The 2574-nt window shown below is 27.0% G+C and carries 5 protein-coding genes; all 5 read right to left on the bottom strand.

The window, feature by feature from the left end:
* A partial coding sequence (locus J7M77_RS05210; RefSeq protein ID WP_296876711.1) for a DnaJ domain-containing protein occupies positions 1-89 on the bottom strand: 89 nt, incomplete at its 3' end.
* The gene (locus J7M77_RS05205; protein WP_296876709.1) at positions 89-922 is read right to left on the bottom strand and encodes a DUF5685 family protein; all 834 of its coding nucleotides are present in this window, start codon (positions 920-922) and stop codon (positions 89-91) included. The genes J7M77_RS05210 and J7M77_RS05205, both read right to left, overlap by 1 nt.
* Complete coding sequence (locus J7M77_RS05200) at positions 923-1315, bottom strand: hypothetical protein (RefSeq protein ID WP_296876707.1); 393 nt, start codon at positions 1313-1315, stop codon at positions 923-925.
* An 88-nt stretch (positions 1316-1403) separates the two neighbouring features.
* Positions 1404-1922 (bottom strand): accessory gene regulator B family protein, encoded by a 519-nt coding sequence (locus tag J7M77_RS05195; protein WP_296876705.1) that lies wholly within the window; start codon positions 1920-1922, stop codon positions 1404-1406.
* Positions 1915-2574: hypothetical protein (locus J7M77_RS05190; RefSeq protein ID WP_296876703.1), on the bottom strand; the 660-nt coding region annotated here is incomplete at its 5' end. The genes J7M77_RS05195 and J7M77_RS05190, both read right to left, overlap by 8 nt.

Raw genomic sequence — 2574 nt, 5'->3', positions numbered from 1 at the left:
TGATATTTTTTACTTAGCGTTCGATATGCTTTTTTTACTTCATCATCAGTTGCATCTGGTGATATTCCTAATATTTGATACGGGTTCATTACTGTTTACCTTCCAATCGTTTCTGTTTTACCATCATATACCTTGTCCATACGCCTCCATATAGTATGTTTCTAATTAAATTTGCATTTTCAATAATTGGTAATCGTTCAAAAGCCATTGTTGCTTCTGAAATCATCAATTCTAAAATTTCTTTACATTTATCTTCAAACTCATCAGTTTGATACAAATCTTTAAAAGGATTAAAAGTTCCTTTTTTCAAATCACTTTCAATATCTTCATAAGCATCAATAAAATAAATAAACTTTCCTAAATAAAAACCTAAATGATACAATTCATCATACCATTCATCATCTTTATAAGCACAAATCTCCCCCATGACTACTCCAAAATGATTAGATATTTCGTCAAAGTTTATTTTATCCTGCTTTTCATAATCAAAAATCTTTCCTAAACTAGCTTCAATTTTAGCCACCTTATTAGGATATTCAGCTTTAACTTCCTGATAAGCTTTATTAATTAATTTTTTATATGCCTGCTTAGATAATTTGCGTTCATCCTGCCAATCATCTTCACATTTATAGTAAGTTAAAACTATTGTCATCTTAGCTGCATAATCAACACATTCATTATAACGGGTCATATGTTTTTTCATCGGATGGACAAAACAACGTTTCATTTCCACCTGAGTTTCTGGTTCATATAAACCAGTCAATAAGATACTAATAAAATTCAAATCAAAATTCAAGGAAATTTGTGCTTTAGAGCCATATTTTTCCTTTAATGTCTTACATAAACCACAATAATAAGATTGATAAAGATCAAACTCTCTAAAAGTTAGATCCGGTTTATTTACCACAACATATCCAAACATTTACGTTCTCTTTTCAAATTTAGTTTGACAACTAGGACAAGTAACAATTACTTTTCCATGTCCTTTAGGTACCCGTACTTTTTGTTTACAATTAGGACAACAAAAATATTTATGACTAGGATCTTGACGATTCATTAATTTTAATTCTAAAAAACGACTTACTGGACTAAATAAATTTAAATATTTTTCATTTTCTCGATTACGAGCATAAATATTTTTAGAAAACATTCTAAAAATAACAATCAGCCATGTAGCATAAGCGACAAAAACAATAATTAAACTTTGAATAAATATACTAATTACAAAACAGCCAATACAAACGATCATTAAAAAACTGTTTAACTGATCAATTCCATAACGGCCTTGCATAAAGACATTAAATCTTTCTTTCATTACTATTCCCCATTTCATTTCCCTTAGTATATTTATTTTATATTAACTATAAATGAACTATACCAAAAAAAGCCTAAAAGTATAACTTCTAAGCTTCTTTATTCATAAATTTCCCTTTTAACCGATTAAATAAGTACGATGAGCCATTGACAAAAAAGGCATAAGTAACAACCATTTGATAATTTGCTTTCAGTAGCCAGATTAAACAAAGCAATCCAACTAAAATTACTTTGTATAACCAATAATGTTCCTGAAGCAAATAATCAATGATGGAAATCAAAATCAATCCACCTGATATAACTAGTGCTTCATTAGTACCAAATACTCCATGTAACATAAATAAAATTATGGCTTCACTTATCGTCGTTAAATAACAACGACCCGGTGTACTACAATGATAGCCACCTAAAAACATTCTAATTGGTGAATAAAACAATAAATAAAGTAACGAAAATTTCAAATCAATTAATAGCCAGCCAATTACAAACACACTAGCCATACATAATAAATTAAAACCAATGACAAAAACCCCATAATCACATACTTCCCGATCTTCATCATTAATAATTTTTTCATTGATAAAATATTGACTAATTCTTTCAATCATCATTTTGCTCCATTTTAAACGTAATTCTAAGCCCCTTTAACTCAAGATCATCTAAACTATACATAACTTCCTGTTTATAATCATTTTCTTTAAAAAACATTTTCAGTTTACTTTGATCAACACTTCCATCACGATATATCAATTTAAACAAAACAAAACCGTTATTTTCACTAATCCCTATTTTTAAATACTTACAATCTTTAAAATAACTTAATGCTTCTTGAATAAAATTAATAAAACCCAAATTATCATAAAATACATTCTTAGTAATAAATACTGTATTACTTATATCCATCCCTAAAATTGCCATCTCATTAATTTTTACACTATATAAAATATCAAAAATATTATTTCCAGTATCAATAACCAGTTTATGTTTAGCTACTTTATTTCGATAATAATCAATTATTTGATAAATTGTTTCATCATCACCTTTTTTTAAACACTCATCAATTTTAAAAATAGTATAAAACAAACGATGATCTAAAGCTTCTATTTCATTTTTAACATTAGCAATCGCATAATATTTTTGTTTACTGAACTCTTCTTCTTGACTACGTTTAATCAATTCTAATTTTTCTTTATTTTCCTGATTAATCAAATTAATAATATACATAAACATAATGCAAAGGACAAAAATCAAAATTGCATT

It is taken from the genome of Thomasclavelia sp., from assembly GCF_017889095.1.
Taxonomy (GTDB): Bacteria; Bacillota_I; Bacilli_A; order Erysipelotrichales; family Coprobacillaceae; genus Thomasclavelia.
Note: the sequence above shows the minus strand (reverse complement) of the source record. Positions and strands in the feature narration are given on the sequence as shown.

What these genes read in the sequence shown, in the direction of transcription:
- J7M77_RS05205 (WP_296876709.1), bottom strand. Translation starts at nt 922, where the DNA reads ATGTTTGGATATGTTGTGGTAAATAAACCGGATCTAACTTTTAGAGAG.
- J7M77_RS05200 (WP_296876707.1), bottom strand. Translation starts at nt 1,315, where the DNA reads ATGAAAGAAAGATTTAATGTCTTTATGCAAGGCCGTTATGGAATTGAT.
- J7M77_RS05195 (WP_296876705.1), bottom strand. Translation starts at nt 1,922, where the DNA reads ATGATTGAAAGAATTAGTCAATATTTTATCAATGAAAAAATTATTAAT.